We start from the raw sequence: 14,512 nt of genomic DNA, 5'->3' as shown, positions 1-14,512 counted from the left end.
GTTCCGCGCCCAGCTCGAAGGATACCTCCCTGATGATAAAGACGATTTCCGCCGCGACCCTGACCCTGCTTTTGGCCGGCGTGGCGTCCCCCGCGCTCGCCCAATCTGTTCCCGACTGGAGCGGCCCGTACATCGGCGTTTACGGCGGTGTGCTGGAAAACAACGAAGACGCCGGCGAAGGCCTGATGTTCGACCGTGATTTCGACGGTCAGTTCGATGACACCGTCATCCTGAGCGGCACGACGGACAACGCTTTCCGCCCCGGCTCCTGCTCAGGCAGCGCCAGCGGCCAGGCAGCCGCAAACGGCTGTGATGTCGATCCGACCGGCGTCGAGGCCTCCGTGCGCCTCGGCTACGACATGCAATTCGGCGCGTTTGTGGTCGGCGCGGTCGGCGAACTGAGCGGTGCGGACGTGGAAGACTCCGTCACCTCGTTCAGCACCACTCCGGCGGCCTATGTCTTCACGCGCGAGCTGGAGACGATGGCGGCCCTGCGCCTGCGCGCCGGCTTCGCGACCGGTCCGGCCCTGATCTACATCACCGGCGGCGGCGCCATGGCCAAGATCGAGAACAGCTTCCGCACCACCAACACCGCCAACAGCTTCACCGAAACCGTCAATGACGACGAGGCCGACGGCTATCAGCTGGGCACGGGCATCGAGTGGCGCCTCGCCCCGAACTTCACCCTGACGGGTGAGTATCTGTTCACCAACCTGCAGCCCGGCGACTATGTCGTTCGCGCCGGCCCGGGCACGGCGGGGCCGACCAACCCCTTCATCCTGCCGCCGAATACGGCCGGCACGGATATCGCGCGCGGAAATGACGGCATGGAGTTGCACGCCATCAAACTGGGCATGAACGTCCGCTTCTGACCCCGCTTTCCGGTTGATCGACGACCGGTGCGACGCCGGCCCCGGAAACGGGGCCGGCGTTGTCGTTTGGGGGTTCCCGAGCCGGGCCTGCTAGCCTAGTCAGGCGCCGTCCGACGCGGATGCTTGCCCAGGCGGCAAAGCGGCCTAGTCTGGCGTCATCTCCGGCGACCGTTTGAGCGGTCGCGTCCACAAGAGACCTGCCCATGTCCGGCGAAACGGCCCCCGCGCACCCTCAGGCAATCACCCTGGAGGCGCTGGAAGCCAGCTTCGACCAGCTCTCGCCGGGCGCGCTGGGCGGCCCGGCCCGGGATTTCCTGCGCCAGGCCTGGGAGGACTACGCCGCCGACGAGACGCCGGAGCTCGCCGGGCGCGACATGGCCAGCCTTCTCGCCCTGGCGTGGCGGGCGGCTGAGGGCCGGGCGCACGGCGAGCCGGCGCGGATCACCCTGTCGCCACTTCACGCCGCTGACGGGGCGCCGCTGGGCTATGACGTTCTGATCGTCATTCAGGACGACCGGCCCTTTCTGGTCGACAGCGTGATGGGCGAGCTGGCCGACGCCGGCGTCACGGTGCGGTCGATGTACCACCCGGTGACCGAAGAAGAGGGCGGGCGCGAGTCCTCCATCATCGTGATCCTGGATCCCCTGCCGCAGGAGCGGCGGGACGCCCTGGGCGAAGGCCTGGTCCAGACCCTGAACGACGTGTCCAGCGCGGTGGACGGCCACGCCGGCATGGCCGCGTTGATGCACCGGTCGATCACCCATCTGGAGGCGCATCCACACGGGGTCGCGCCCGATGTGCTCGCCGAGAACCTGGCCTTCCTGCAATGGCTGCAGGCTGATCATTTCGTCTTCCTCGGCGCCCGCGATTACGACTATCCGCGCAGCAAGGACGGCGGCTATGAGGCCGAGGCTCCCCTGTCCCAGTCGGGCGTCGGTCTGGGCGTGTTGGCCGATCCGGAACGCACCGTCCTGCGCCGCGCCAACGAACCGGCGGTGCTGACCAGGTCGATGAAGCGGCAGCTGGACCTGTCGGAGCCGGTGACCGTGGCCAAGGCCAATGTCCGCTCCCGCGTCCATCGCCGGGTCTATATGGACTATATCGGGGTCAAGCGGTTCGGGCCCGACGGCCGCCCCTCTGGCGAGACCAGGTTCGTCGGCCTGTTCACCGCCGAGGCCTATGACAAGACCGCGACCCAGGTGCCCCTGGTCCGCCGCAAGGTCGCCAACGCCCTGATCCGGGCGGGCAAGACGGCGGGCAGCCACAGCGAAAAGCGCCTCAAGAACATCCTCGAAAACTATCCCCGCGACGAACTCTTCCAGATCGGGGAGAGCGAGCTGCTGGGGATCGCCCTCGGCATCCTGCATTTGCACGACCGCCCGCGGATCAAGACCTTCACCCGCCAGGACCCGTTTGACCGTTTCGTCTCGGTCCTGGCCTTCATCCCGCGCGAACGGTTCGACGCCTCGGTCCGTGAACGGATCGGTAAAATCCTGGCCAAGGCCTGGGGTGGGCGTCTTTCGGCCTGGTATCCGCAGCTGTCGGACCAGCCACTGGTCCGTATCCACTATATCATCGGCGTTACGCCAGGCGATCATCCGTGCCCGGACCAGGCTGCACTCGACGCCGAGATCACTGAGGCCGGGCGCGGCTGGATCGACCGCTTCGAGAGCGCCTTGCGCGACGCCGACGTCGACGACGTCGTTGTCGGACCGCTCAGCGCCAAATGGGCCGAGGCGTTCGGCGCCGGTTATCGCGACCGTTATGACGCCGCCGAGGCTGTGCGCGACCTGCAGGCCGTCGACTCGCTGAACGACAGCGGACTGAACGATGGCGGCGAGCCGGTGGCGGTCCGCGCCTTCCGCGCCGACGGCGAAGGTCTGTTGAATTTCCGCTTCAAACTCTATCGCCGGGGGGCGGCCGTGCCGCTTTCGGACGTGCTGCCGATCCTGGCCGACATGGGGTTGAAGACGCTTGAGGAATGGGGCCATGCCCTGCGTCCGACGGGCGAGGCCGAAATCCATGTCCATGAATTCCTCATGGAGGATCCGCGCGGCGGCGACCTTCAGTTCGCCGATGTGAAGGGCCCGTTCGAGGAGGCCTTCTCGGCGGTCTGGACCGGTCGGACCGAAAGCGACGGCTTCAACCGGCTGGTGCTGGAACTGGGCATCAACTGGCGCGAGGCGGCGCTGGTGCGGACCCTCGCCCGCTATCGTCAGCAGACAGGGCTGGATCCCAGCCAGGCGGTGCAGGAAGAGGCGCTGCGAGACTATCCGGCCGTGGCGCGGGGCCTGTTCGCACTGTTCGCGGCGAAATTCGACCCGGCTGCGGGCGGCGACGCGGCCAGCCGCGAGGCGGCGGTCGGCGAGTTGGTCGCGAAGATCAAGGATCTGCTGCAGGACGTGAAGAGCCTCGACCACGACCGCGCGCTGCGGCGGATGGTCCTGCTGGTGCAGGCGATCAAGCGCACCAACTACTATCAGACCGGCGCCGACGGGGCGCACAAGGCGCACATCTCGATCAAGATCGCCTCGCGCGAACTCGCCGACCTGCCCCTGCCCAAGCCCTACCGAGAGATCTTCGTCTGGGCCCCGCACATCGAGGGCGTCCACCTGCGTTTCGGCCCGGTGGCGCGTGGCGGCCTGCGCTGGTCCGACCGTCGCGACGACTTCCGCACCGAGGTTCTCGGTCTGGTGAAGGCGCAGCAGGTCAAGAACGCCGTCATCGTGCCGGTCGGCTCCAAGGGCGGCTTCTTCCCCAAACACCTGGCGGCCATTGTCCGCGCCGGCGGCGACCGCGACGCCCAGCAGGCCGAGGCCATACACGCCTACAAGACCTTCCTGTCAGGCCTTCTGGACATCACCGACAATATCGCGAAGGACGGCGCCGTGGTTCCGCCGGCCGCCATGGTCCGTTTCGAGGGCGACGATCCCTATCTGGTCGTGGCCGCCGACAAGGGCACGGCGACCTTCTCGGACATCGCCAACGGCATCTCGGCCGACTACGGCTTCTGGCTGGACGACGCCTTCGCCTCGGGCGGGTCGGTCGGATACGACCACAAGGTCATGGGCATCACCGCCCGCGGCGCGTGGGAGGCGGTCAAGCGCCACTTCCGCGAGATGGGCAAGGACATCCAGACCGAGCCCTTCACCGTGGTCGGGGTCGGCGACATGTCCGGCGATGTGTTCGGCAACGGCATGCTGCTGTCGAAGGCCATCCGGCTGGTCGCCGCCTTCGACCACCGCGACATCTTCATCGACCCGAACCCCGATCCGGCTTCCAGCTGGGTCGAGCGCGACCGGATGTTCAAACTGCCGCGCTCGTCCTGGCAGGACTACGACAGGTCGAAGATTTCAAAGGGCGGCGGCGTCTTCCCGCGTTCCGCCAAGTCGATCGAGCTGAGCCCCGAGATCAAGGCTGTGCTCGACATCCAGGAAGACGTGGTCGATCCGGCGACGTTGATGAAGGCCATCCTGCTGGCCCCGGCCGAACTGCTCTATTTCGGCGGCATCGGCACCTATGTGAAGGCGCCGAACGAGACCGACGCCCAGGTCGGCGACAAGGCCAATGACGCCATCCGCGTCGACGGCGCCGAGGTGCGCGCCAAGGTCATCGGGGAAGGCGCCAATCTGGGTCTGACCCAGGCCGGACGCATCGCCTTCGCCATGAATGGGGGCCGCATCAACACCGACGCCATCGACAACTCGGCTGGCGTCGACAGCTCTGACCACGAGGTCAACATCAAGATCCTGACGGGGGCGGCGATCGCGTCGGGCGCGCTGAAGGCCGGCGACCGCAACGCCCTTCTGGCCTCGATGACCGATGAGGTCGGTCTCAAGGTGCTGGCGCACAACTACGACCAGACCCTGGCCGTGTCCCTGCAGGAAGCCGACGGCGCCGAGACGCTCGATACCCAGCAGCGGTTCATGCAGTGGCTGGGCGCCAAGGGTAAGCTGGACCGCAAGGTTGAGGGTCTGCCCGACGATGTGAAACTGGCTGAACGCAAGCTGGCGGGACAGGCCCTGACCCGGCCCGAACTGGCCGTCCTGACCGCCTATTCCAAGCTGGAGCTGTTTGACGACATCGTCGGCTCGACCGCGCCGGACGACCCCTTCTTCAAACAGACCCTCGTCCGCTATTTCCCGGCCCCGCTGGCGAAATACGAAGCCGACATGCAGCGCCACCGCCTGCGCCGCGAGATCATCTCGACCATATTGTCGAACGAAATCGTCAATATGTGCGGCCCGACCTTCCCCGAACGGCTGCGCCTCTCGGTGCGGTGCGACACGGGGGCCATGGTCGTCGCCTTTGAGGTGGCGCGGCAGGTGTTCCGTCTTGACCAGGCCTGGGACCAGGTCTCGGCCCTTGATCTGAAGATTTCGGCTGAGGCCCAGACGGTCCTGTATCAGGAGATCGCCACCGTCCTGCGGCGCCAGACCTTCTGGCTCTCGCGGCGGGCGATGCGGCCGGGCTGTACCGTAGACTCCCTCGTCGCCGCCTATCGTCCGGCGGCGGACGCCCTGCGCGCGGCGGGCGGGACCGTGCTGTCCCGCTTCGAACAGGACCGGCTGGAAGGTCGGGTCCAGAGTTTCATCGGCCTGGGCGTGCCCGAGGCCATGGCGCGCGACTTCGCCATGCTGCGCCCGCTGGTCGCCACGGCCGACATCGGCGACTTGTCGCGACAGGCGGGCTGGCCCGAACCAGCCATGGCCATGCTGTACCACCAGGTCGGCGCGGCCTTTGATTTCGACCGGCTGCGCGCCGGCGCGGGCAATGTGCCCTCGGCCGACCATTTCGACCGTCTGGCGGTGCGCCGCCTGATCGAGGACCTGATGGCCGAACAGGCGACCCTGACCCGCGCAGTCGCCAAGGCGTCGACTGTCTCGGTCGGCGCCAGCGAGGCCGCGGCCGAGGCCGCCGTGGACGCCTGGATCGGACCGCAACAGGGGCTGGTCGAGGGGGTTCGGAGCTCGGTCGACGAGATCGAGGCCTCGGGTTCGGGCTGGACCTTCGCCAAGCTGACCATCGCCAACAGCGTCATCCGTGAGATAGCTTCGTCAGCGGGCTGAGATGATCGGCGCCCGGAGGGATGCCATGCCGCGCAAATTTCTGGTGGTCGTCGACGACAGTCCGGAGTTCGAGACGGCGCTGCGCTATGCCTCCCGGCGGGCCCGGTCGACCGGCGGTCGCGTCGCCCTGCTGCGCGTCATCCCCGCTGCGGCCTCCGACGCCCACTGGGCCGGGGTGCGTGAGGAGATCGAGCGCCAGACCCGGGTCGAGGCCGAGGCTTCGCTGAACAAATGGGCGGGCGAGGCGGCGGAACGGTCCGGCGCGACACCCGTCCTGCTGATTGAGCGCGGCGAGCCCCAGGACGCGATCCGCAAGGTCGTCGGCGAGGACGCCGAGATCAAGATCCTCGTCCTGGCGGCGAGCAGCGGCGGGCGCGGCCCCGGCCCGCTGGTCTCGGCGGTGGTCAAACAGGGCGCGGCCTTCACCGGGCGTAAACTGCCAGTCACCATCGTCCCGGGCGAGTTGACCGAGAAGGACATCGAGGACCTGGCTTGATGTTGGGGCGCTAACGCTTGCGATGCGGTCACTCGCTGCTTGAGCGCTTTGCAGCGTCGCTCTTGAACCCGCTGCTTCGGGAGCGCACTTACGCGCCATGTTCATCCAGACCGAACCGACCCCCAATCCCAATGTCCTGAAATTCCTGCCGGGCCGCGACGTCTCGGCCGCGCCGCGGGAATTTCTCAACGCCGACGAGGCGGCCGCCTCGCCCCTGGCCGAGGCCCTGTTCGGGTTGGAGAACGTGGCCGGCGTCTTCTTCGGGTCCGACTATGTGTCGGTGACGCGGCGAGTGGACGGGCTGGACTGGAGCCAGATGAAGGCGCCGATCCTGGCCGGCATCATGGACCATTTCGTTTCCGGCGCGCCGTTGATGCGCGACGGGGCGACCGACAGCGCGGAGGCCGGCGAGGACTCCGAGATCGTGATCGAGATCAAGCAACTGCTGGACAGCCGTGTCCGGCCGGCGGTGGCGCAGGACGGGGGCGACATCCTGTTCGACGCCTTCGACGAGGAGACGGGCGTCCTGACCCTGCGCCTACGCGGCGCCTGCGCCGGCTGCCCTTCCTCGTCCGCAACCCTGAAGGCGGGGGTCGAGCAGATGATGAAACACTACATCCCGGAAGTGACGCGCGTCGAACAGGTGCTCTGAACCTTCAGGGCGCTCCCGCTCGCGCGGCGGCTCGCTGCTTGAGCGCACTGAAACGAATCCGTCCTCGCTTCTGCAGGCGGACGGCGCCATCATCGGCCCATGCCCCGTTTCGAGAGCGACAGCGACGCTCGGCGTCTTGGCGAGGCCCTCGCGGCCTTGCGCCGCGACCGCGCCCTGAGCCAGGCCGAGGCCGGGCGCGGGGCAGGCATGACCAGCCAGGGCTGGGGCCTCTATGAGGCTGGAAAACGATCCGGCCTGTTTCGCCCCGACGTCCAGCGCCGGTTGACCGCCGCCCTCGGCGCGACTCCGGACGATTTGCTGCAGCGGCAGGACGCGGCCGCGCCCGGCATGGCCAGTGAAGGCCGGCCCTTCGTCCATGCCCCCGCCGCGCCACGCCGGTTGCAACTGTCCAATGACGACCTCGCCCCCTGGGCCGCTTCGGGTGTGGTGGTGGAGTATGAGCCCGGCCGCTGGCCCCGCCGGGATCAGGGCTGTGTGATCGAGATGGCCGACGGCGAAGTTCGGGTCCGGATCTATGAGAGCGCCGACGCCGATGCTCTGACCCTGCGCGGCGGTCCGGGCGGTCTGGCGGCGCACGAGCGGATCGCCCGGTCAGAAACCCGCGCCGTCTCCGCCGTCATAGCCCGGGTGGAACTCTGAATGAAACGAACTCATTGCAACGTTTTCGTTTCCATGAAACAGTCTGCTCTCGAAAGGGAGGAGGAGGACAGCCATGGCCAGGATCGGCGCACGGGACGAAGTCGACGCCTATGTCGGCGCGCGCATCGGCCTGCGGCGCTCAGCGCTCGGCCTGTCCCAGAGCGCCCTCGCCCAGCAGCTGGGGATCAGCTTCCAGCAGGTGCAGAAATACGAAACCGGCCAGAACCGCATCTCCGCCTCGCGCCTGCATCGCGCGGCCACCATACTGGGAACGTCGGTGGAGACCTTCTTCCCGCCGGTCGAGACGTCGCGCGGAACGGGCGACGAAGGCTGGGAGACCCTGCGTTTTCTCACCTCGACCGTCGACGGCCGATCGGTGGCGACCGGCTTTCCTCTGATCGAGGATCGCGATGTCCGGCGGGCCGTGGCGCGCATCGTCCGGGCGCTGGCGGGGGGCGACTGACGGCGTCCGGCGCGGGGGCTCCGGCATGAAGCTGATGGTCGTCGACACGACGCTGGGCCTGTGCACCGCCGGAGTGTTCGAGGTTGATGGCGCGGGCGTGCGTCAGCTGGGCCTGCGGTCCGAGCCGATGGTCAAGGGGCATTCCGAACGCATCGCCGGCTTCGCACGCGATGCGGCGGCAGAGGCAGGCGTGGCGTTCACCGACCTCGACCGCATCGGCGTGACCGTCGGCCCGGGCTCGTTCACCGGCCTGCGCGTCGGACTGGCCTTCGCCCAGGGACTGGCGGCGGCGCTGGACCGGCCGGTGGTCGGGGTCTCGGCTCTGGACGCGCTCGCGGCCTCGGCGGCCGAGACCCGGACCGTGGCGGCCCTGATCGACGCGCGGCGCGGTCAGGTCTACGCCCGTTTCTGGCGCGGCGGAGAGGCGGACGCAGCGGCCGAAGCCCTCACCCTCGATGCCGCGGCGACCCGGATCGCGACCATGGGGACCAACGCCGTCCTTGTCGGTTCCGGCGCAGCGCTGTTTGCCGATATCGCGGCGGGAAGGACTATCCTGCCGTTGGACGGACCGGCGCCTGAGGCTCTTGCCCGGCTGGCGGCGACAGCCGATCCGGCTTCCGCTCCGGCCCGCCCTCTCTATCTGCGCGCGCCCGATGCGACGCCGCCCACCCGCCTGCCGGGACAGGCCCGCGGCCCGGCCCGGACCCCATGACGATCGCCGCCACTGCCGCGCGCCTCGCCGAAGTCCATACGGCCGCCTTTTCCACGCCCTGGGGCGCCGCGGCCCTTGAGGCCCTGCTGGATCAGACGGGCGTCTTCGCCATCGAGGAGCCGGACGGTTTCATCCTGATCCGCGCGGTCGCCGATGAGGCGGAAATCCTGACCCTCGCCGTCCGCCCCGAGGCGCGGCGGCAGGGCCTCGGCGCCCGCCTGGTCCGCGAGGGCGCGACAGCCGCAGCGTCCCGCGGCGCCACACGCCTGTTCCTCGAAGTCGCAGACGACAACACCGCCGCCCTCGCCCTCTACGCCCGCGCGGGCTTCGCCGGGGCGGGCCGGCGGCCCGGCTACTACGCCCGCCCCGACGGCGGCCGACAGGACGCCCTGATCCTGGCTGTCAAATTGCCGGTGACGCTTCCCTAGCGCGGGCGGCCCGCCTATCCTGCCCGCCATGGACCGGATCGAAAAACTCTGCGCCGAGCGTGGCATGCGCATGACCGAGCAGCGGCGGGTGATCGCCCGGGTGCTGTCCAGCGCCGACGACCATCCGGATGTCGAGGAACTGTACCGCCGCGCCTCGGCCATCGATCCGCATATCTCGATCGCCACCGTCTACCGCACCGTCCGCCTGTTCGAAGAGGCGGGCGTGGTCGAGAAGCACGACTTTGGCGACGGACGCAGCCGCTATGAAGAGGCCGGCGACGACCATCACGACCACCTGATCGACACCCGCACCGGCGAGGTGATCGAATTCTTCGACGCCGAGATCGAACGGCTCAAGACCGAGATCGCCGAGCGGCTGGGCTTCGAACTGATCGGCCACAAGCTGGAGCTTTACGGCAAGCCGATCGCCGGGGCCGAGCCGTCCAAGCGCGAAGGCCTGATCTTCACCCGCCACGCCCATCGGGTTGATCCGGACAAACTCGACATTTGAGTTGGGCCGCTGTCAGAAGATTCCACCTTCTCCCCCGGGGGCGGCCTGGGGGTTCGGGTTCCGGTAGCCTGTCCGACCCCGGCAGGCTAAACACGCCGTCCATGACCGAAACCCTCGCCCCGCCGCAGGACGGACAGGCCGCGCCCAAGCGCCTGTTCATCAAGACCTACGGCTGCCAGATGAATGTCTATGACTCCGAGCGCATGGCCGATGTCCTGCGCCCGCTGGGCTATGCCACGACCGACACGGCCGAGGGCGCGGACTTCGTCATCCTCAACACCTGCCACATCCGCGAGAAGGCGGCCGAGAAGGTCTATTCCGAGCTGGGCAAGCTGCGGATGATGAAGGACGAGCGCGCCGCGACGGGGCAGGGGGTCATGACCATCGCTGTGGCCGGTTGCGTCGCCCAGGCCGAGGGCGAGGAGATCATGCGCCGCCAGCCGGCGGTCGATCTGGTGGTCGGGCCGCAGGCTTATCACCAGCTGCCGGAGTTGCTGACCCGCACAGCGAGGGCGCGGGGCGAGCGGATCGGCGCCGACTTCGCCCCGGTCGACAAGTTCGACGCCCTGCCCCGGGCGCGCGGTGTCAACGGTCCGACGGCCTTCCTGACCGTGCAGGAGGGCTGCGACAAATTCTGCACCTTCTGCGTCGTGCCCTATACGCGCGGCGCCGAGTGGTCGCGGCCCGTAGCGGCGGTGCTGGCCGAGGCGCGGGAGCTGGCCGCCAAAGGCGTCCGCGAGGTCACCCTGCTGGGCCAGAACGTCAACGCCTATGACGGCGAGGGGCCGGACGGCTCCCCGTCGACCCTGGCGCGGCTGGCGTATGCGCTGGCTGAAATCCCCGGAATCGACCGCATCCGCTACACCACCAGCCACCCCAACGACATGTCGGACGACCTGATCGCCGCCCATGGCGACCTCGAGGCCCTGATGCCGTGGCTGCATCTGCCCGTGCAGTCCGGCTCGGACCGGATCCTGCGGGCGATGAACCGCAAGCACGGGCGGCAGAAATATTTCGACCTGATCGACCGCATCCGGTCGGCGCGGCCTGACATCGCCCTGTCAGGGGATTTCATCGTCGGCTTCCCGGGCGAGACGGACGCCGATTTCGAGCAGACGATGGATCTGGTGCGGCGCGCCCGCTACGCCTCGGCCTTCTCCTTCATGTATTCGTCGCGCCCCGGCACTCCCGCGGCGGGCATGGCGGCTCAGGTTCCGGCCGCCGTCGCGCGTGAGCGGCTGCACGCGCTCCAGGACCTGCTGTGGGAGCAGCAGACGGCCTTCAACGTCGCCATGGCTGGACGGACCATGGATGTGCTGTTCGAGAAGAGGGGCCGTCAGCCGGGCCAGGCCATCGGCCGCTCACCCTGGCTGCAGTCGGTCCATGTCGACGACGCGGATCATCTGATCGGCCGGATCGTTCCGGTCGTGATCGAACACGGCCAGCAGAACTCCCTGAAGGGCCGTCTGACTGAAACCGACGGCCCTCAAGCAGCGAGACGCCGCGCGTCGAGCGTCAGGGCGCAAGAGAGCATCCATGGCGCGTGAGAGTGAGTTCCTGGCCCTGGGCGATCTCGCCCTTCGCGCCGTTATCGGTCCCAACAGCCGGCACCTGGCCCTGATCGAGGACCGGTTCAAGGTTTTGGTCGAGACCCCCGGCGGCGGCGTGTCCATCAATGGCTCGGCGCGCGACCGGGCCCAGGCCAAACGGGTCATCGAGACACTGGCTGACCGCGCCGAGACCGGCGCCGAGATCACCGAGGCCGATGTGCGCACGGCCCTGGGCGCCGCTGCGACCCAGCCGCGGGCAGGGCAGGGGAGCGTGGCGCCCGACGCCATCGCCCTGCCGGTCGGGCGGCGCGGCGCCATCGCGCCCAAGACGGCGGCCCAAGCCAATTATCTATCGCTGCTCAGCCGCTGCGAGCTGACGTTCGGCGTCGGCCCGGCGGGCACCGGCAAGACGTTTCTGGCGGCCGCCTATGGCGCCTCCCTGCTGCGGCGGGGGCAGGTGGACCGGTTGGTCATCACACGGCCGGCGGTCGAGGCGGGTGAAAAGCTGGGCTTCCTCCCCGGCGATCTCAACGAAAAGGTCGATCCCTATCTGGCCCCGATCTGGGAGGCGTTGAACGACATCCTCGGCCCCGACGACGTCCGCCGCCGGCGCGACAAGGGCGAGATCGAGGCCGCGCCCATCGCCTTCATGCGCGGGCGGACGCTGGCCCATGCCTACATCATCGTTGACGAGGCCCAGAACACCTCGCGGCTGCAGATGAAGATGGTCCTGACCCGGCTGGGCGAAGGCGCGCGCATGGTGGTGACGGGCGACCCGTCGCAGGTCGATCTGCTGAACCCGCGCGACTCCGGCCTGAAACACGCCCTGCGCATCCTTGAGGACATCAAGGGGGTGGGGGTCCAGCGGTTCGAGGCCCAGGACGTGGTGCGCCACGCGATGGTCGAGCGGATCGTGCGCGCCTATGACGCCGATACGGCCAGCCGTCGACCCGCCGCCGATCTCGAGGACCCGGATTAGTGATCGAGGTCGAGATCGAGGATGAGACCTGGACCGACGCTCTCCCGGACGCCATCGCCGTGGTTGAACGCGCGGCGACCGCGGCGTTGGGAGCGATCGAGGGTGATGTGGTCGTCCTGCTGACCGACGACGCGGCGGTGCATGAACTCAACGCCCGCTTCCGTGATCGGGACCAGTCGACCAATGTCCTGTCGTTTCCGGCGGCCGCGAGCGCCGCGCCGCATCTCGGCGATCTCGTGGTGGCCCATGGCGTCTGCGCCGCCGAAGCCGCGGCCCAGGGCAAGTCACTGGCGGATCATTTGACGCATTTGGCGGTCCACGGCGTGCTCCATCTGCTGGGCCGCGACCATGTCGATGAGGCCGAGGCCGAGGCCATGGAGGCCGAGGAGCGGACCCTTCTTGCCACGCTGGGCGTCGCGGACCCATACAGGCCCCATGAACCTTCTCACGGCGACGCTTGACCAAGACGATCCGCGCTCGGGACTGATCCTGCGTTTCGGCCGCATCGGCCTGGCGCTGGCGGCCGGCGCCGGCGCGGCCGCGGCGCATCCGCCGTTCGGCTTTCTGCCCGGCCTGCTGGGCTATGCCCTCCTGATGTTCCTGGCCGAGCGATCGACTTCGGTGCGGGGCGGCTTCTGGATGGGCTGGCTGGCCGGCTTCGCCTATTTCCTGATCAGCTGCTGGTGGGTGGCCGAGGCCTTTCTGGTCAATCCGGCCCAGGCCTGGATGGCGCCGTTCGCGGCCAGCCTGCTGCCGATCGGGCTGGGCCTGTTCTGGGGGACGGCGACGGCCCTGTACCGCCGGTTCCTGCCCGGCGGGGTCAAGCGGGCGCTGTTTTTCGCCGCCCTGTTCTGCCTGCTGGAATGGCTGCGCGGCCATGTGCTGACCGGCTTTCCGTGGAATCCCGCCGGAGCCAGCTGGAAGGCCGGCTCGGCGGCGTCCCAGTTCGCGGCGGTGGCGGGTGTCTATGGACTCAGCTTCGTCACAGTGGCGGCGGCCGCTACATTCGGACCTCTGTTGGGGGCCGGTCCGCGCAAGGCCCGTATCGGGGCGGCGGTGCTGGGCGCACTGGCCATTGCGGGACTGCTGATCGGCGGCGCGGTGCGGCTGTCGCAGGCCCGGCTGGAACTGACTGCCACGGTGGTGCGCATCGTTCAGGCCGATGTCGACCAGGAGTCGAAATGGACGCCCGAGGCCTATCGCGGCATCGTCGATCGCTACGTCAATCTGACCGCCCGGCCAGGCGCGGTCACGCCCGATCTGATCATCTGGCCGGAGGGGGCGCTGCCGGCCTCGGCCAATCAGGTGTTCGCGCCCGGGTCGCCGGAGGCTGTGGCGATCGCCCGCGCAGTTCAGCCCGGCCAGAGCCTGATCATGGGGCTGGGCCGCGGCCTTGCCGATCCTTCGTCGCCTGAGGGCGAGCGCTATTTCAACAGCCTGTTTGTCCTGACGGATCGGGGCGGCGACGGGCTGAGCATCAGCGCCGTCTATGACAAATACCGGCTGGTGCCGTTCGGCGAATATCTGCCGGCGGGCGGACTGCTGGGGGCTTTGGGCGTGCGCAGCCTGACGCATATGCCGACCGACTTCAGCGCCGGCCCCCGTCCCGCGCCGATCGACATTCCCGGTGCGCCGCGGGCCCAGCCCCTGATCTGCTACGAGAGCCTTTATCCAGGTTTCACGTCCGGCGGGACCGGTCGACCGGAGTGGATCGTCAACATCTCCAACGATGCCTGGTTCGGCCGCAGTTCCGGCCCGCTCCAGCATTTGAACCTGGCGTCCTACCGCGCGATCGAAATAGGTCTGCCCGTGGTGCGGTCCACGCCGACGGGGGTTTCGGCCATGATTGATCCCTGGGGCCGGGTGATCGGCGACCAGAGGCTTGAGCCCGGCGAGAGCGGCGTCATAGACGCCAGCCTGCCGCGGCCGACGGCCGTAACGCTTTACGGGCGGATCGGCGACCTGTTGTTCTGGCTGGCGACGTTCGCCGGTCTGGCGGTGGCGGCGCCCTGGAGTCGGTTGCGCCGCATCCGTCCCGACGCCTGATTCCGTTCCGTCATCGGCCTGATTCACGCCATGCGAGAGGGTTGGAGCCGGTTACGCAACCCCTGCTGGGCGGG

Annotated in this window: 13 protein-coding genes; all 13 read left to right on the top strand. The window is 68.7% G+C overall.

What is annotated here, in order from left to right; all coding sequences use genetic code 11:
- Window positions 1-32: 32 nt before the first annotated feature.
- The 13 genes from ACTIEW_RS02890 to lnt all read left to right on the top strand — a co-directional run bounded on the left by ACTIEW_RS02890 (window position 33) and on the right by lnt (window position 14,438).
- On the top strand, window positions 33-872 hold the full coding sequence (locus ACTIEW_RS02890; protein WP_439476407.1) for an outer membrane protein: 840 nt from the start codon (window positions 33-35) through the stop codon (window positions 870-872).
- 203 nt (window positions 873-1,075) lie between these two features.
- Window positions 1,076-5,941 carry an NAD-glutamate dehydrogenase gene (locus ACTIEW_RS02885; protein ID WP_439476406.1) on the top strand — a complete coding sequence of 1,622 codons (4,866 nt, stop codon included), beginning with the start codon at window positions 1,076-1,078 and terminating at the stop codon, window positions 5,939-5,941.
- Between the two features lie 25 nt (window positions 5,942-5,966).
- Window positions 5,967-6,437, top strand: a complete 471-nt coding sequence (locus ACTIEW_RS02880) for a universal stress protein (RefSeq protein WP_439476405.1) — start codon at window positions 5,967-5,969, stop codon at window positions 6,435-6,437.
- 97 nt (window positions 6,438-6,534) lie between these two features.
- On the top strand, window positions 6,535-7,089 hold the full coding sequence (locus ACTIEW_RS02875) for a NifU family protein (protein WP_439476404.1): 555 nt from the start codon (window positions 6,535-6,537) through the stop codon (window positions 7,087-7,089).
- Between the two features lie 99 nt (window positions 7,090-7,188).
- Window positions 7,189-7,749, top strand: a complete 561-nt coding sequence (locus ACTIEW_RS02870) for a helix-turn-helix domain-containing protein (RefSeq protein ID WP_439476403.1) — start codon at window positions 7,189-7,191, stop codon at window positions 7,747-7,749.
- Window positions 7,750-7,822: 73 nt separating this feature from the next.
- The gene (locus tag ACTIEW_RS02865) at window positions 7,823-8,212 is read left to right on the top strand and encodes a helix-turn-helix domain-containing protein (RefSeq protein WP_439476402.1); all 390 of its coding nucleotides are present in this window, start codon (window positions 7,823-7,825) and stop codon (window positions 8,210-8,212) included.
- 25 nt (window positions 8,213-8,237) lie between these two features.
- Window positions 8,238-8,924 (top strand): tRNA (adenosine(37)-N6)-threonylcarbamoyltransferase complex dimerization subunit type 1 TsaB, encoded by a 687-nt coding sequence (tsaB, locus tag ACTIEW_RS02860; protein WP_439476401.1) that lies wholly within the window; start codon window positions 8,238-8,240, stop codon window positions 8,922-8,924.
- Window positions 8,921-9,352 carry a ribosomal protein S18-alanine N-acetyltransferase gene (gene rimI / locus ACTIEW_RS02855; RefSeq protein ID WP_439476400.1) on the top strand — a complete coding sequence of 144 codons (432 nt, stop codon included), beginning with the start codon at window positions 8,921-8,923 and terminating at the stop codon, window positions 9,350-9,352. Before tsaB ends, rimI begins: the two co-directional genes overlap by 4 nt.
- Window positions 9,353-9,380: 28 nt before the next feature.
- Window positions 9,381-9,863, top strand: coding sequence for a Fur family transcriptional regulator (locus ACTIEW_RS02850; protein WP_439476399.1), 483 nt, complete (start codon window positions 9,381-9,383; stop codon window positions 9,861-9,863).
- Window positions 9,864-9,964: 101 nt separating this feature from the next.
- Entirely contained in the window at window positions 9,965-11,410 is a 1,446-nt protein-coding gene (gene miaB, locus ACTIEW_RS02845; RefSeq protein WP_439476398.1) for a tRNA (N6-isopentenyl adenosine(37)-C2)-methylthiotransferase MiaB, read from the top strand.
- Window positions 11,400-12,392: a PhoH family protein gene (locus tag ACTIEW_RS02840; protein WP_439476397.1), complete on the top strand. Its 993-nt coding sequence runs from the start codon at window positions 11,400-11,402 to the stop codon at window positions 12,390-12,392. Before miaB ends, ACTIEW_RS02840 begins: the two co-directional genes overlap by 11 nt.
- Window positions 12,392-12,853, top strand: a complete 462-nt coding sequence (ybeY, locus tag ACTIEW_RS02835; protein WP_439476396.1) for an rRNA maturation RNase YbeY — start codon at window positions 12,392-12,394, stop codon at window positions 12,851-12,853. Before ACTIEW_RS02840 ends, ybeY begins: the two co-directional genes overlap by 1 nt.
- Window positions 12,828-14,438, top strand: coding sequence for an apolipoprotein N-acyltransferase (gene lnt, locus ACTIEW_RS02830; RefSeq protein WP_439476395.1), 1,611 nt, complete (start codon window positions 12,828-12,830; stop codon window positions 14,436-14,438). The genes ybeY and lnt overlap by 26 nt, the downstream gene beginning before the upstream one ends.
- Window positions 14,439-14,512 lie beyond the last annotated feature (74 nt).

Origin of the sequence: Brevundimonas sp., assembly GCF_051860745.1 — a bacterium.
Taxonomy (GTDB): domain Bacteria; phylum Pseudomonadota; class Alphaproteobacteria; order Caulobacterales; family Caulobacteraceae; genus Brevundimonas.
This window is presented reverse-complemented; position numbering and strand designations above follow the sequence as displayed.

Coding starts and splice junctions, on each gene's coding strand:
- ACTIEW_RS02890 (WP_439476407.1), top strand. CDS start 33: ATGATAAAGACGATTTCCGCCGCGACCCTGACCCTGCTTTTGGCCGGC.
- ACTIEW_RS02885 (WP_439476406.1), top strand. CDS start 1,076: ATGTCCGGCGAAACGGCCCCCGCGCACCCTCAGGCAATCACCCTGGAG.
- ACTIEW_RS02880 (WP_439476405.1), top strand. CDS start 5,967: ATGCCGCGCAAATTTCTGGTGGTCGTCGACGACAGTCCGGAGTTCGAG.
- ACTIEW_RS02875 (WP_439476404.1), top strand. CDS start 6,535: ATGTTCATCCAGACCGAACCGACCCCCAATCCCAATGTCCTGAAATTC.
- ACTIEW_RS02870 (WP_439476403.1), top strand. CDS start 7,189: ATGCCCCGTTTCGAGAGCGACAGCGACGCTCGGCGTCTTGGCGAGGCC.
- ACTIEW_RS02865 (WP_439476402.1), top strand. CDS start 7,823: ATGGCCAGGATCGGCGCACGGGACGAAGTCGACGCCTATGTCGGCGCG.
- tsaB (WP_439476401.1), top strand. CDS start 8,238: ATGAAGCTGATGGTCGTCGACACGACGCTGGGCCTGTGCACCGCCGGA.
- rimI (WP_439476400.1), top strand. CDS start 8,921: ATGACGATCGCCGCCACTGCCGCGCGCCTCGCCGAAGTCCATACGGCC.
- ACTIEW_RS02850 (WP_439476399.1), top strand. CDS start 9,381: ATGGACCGGATCGAAAAACTCTGCGCCGAGCGTGGCATGCGCATGACC.
- miaB (WP_439476398.1), top strand. CDS start 9,965: ATGACCGAAACCCTCGCCCCGCCGCAGGACGGACAGGCCGCGCCCAAG.
- ACTIEW_RS02840 (WP_439476397.1), top strand. CDS start 11,400: ATGGCGCGTGAGAGTGAGTTCCTGGCCCTGGGCGATCTCGCCCTTCGC.
- lnt (WP_439476395.1), top strand. CDS start 12,828: ATGAACCTTCTCACGGCGACGCTTGACCAAGACGATCCGCGCTCGGGA.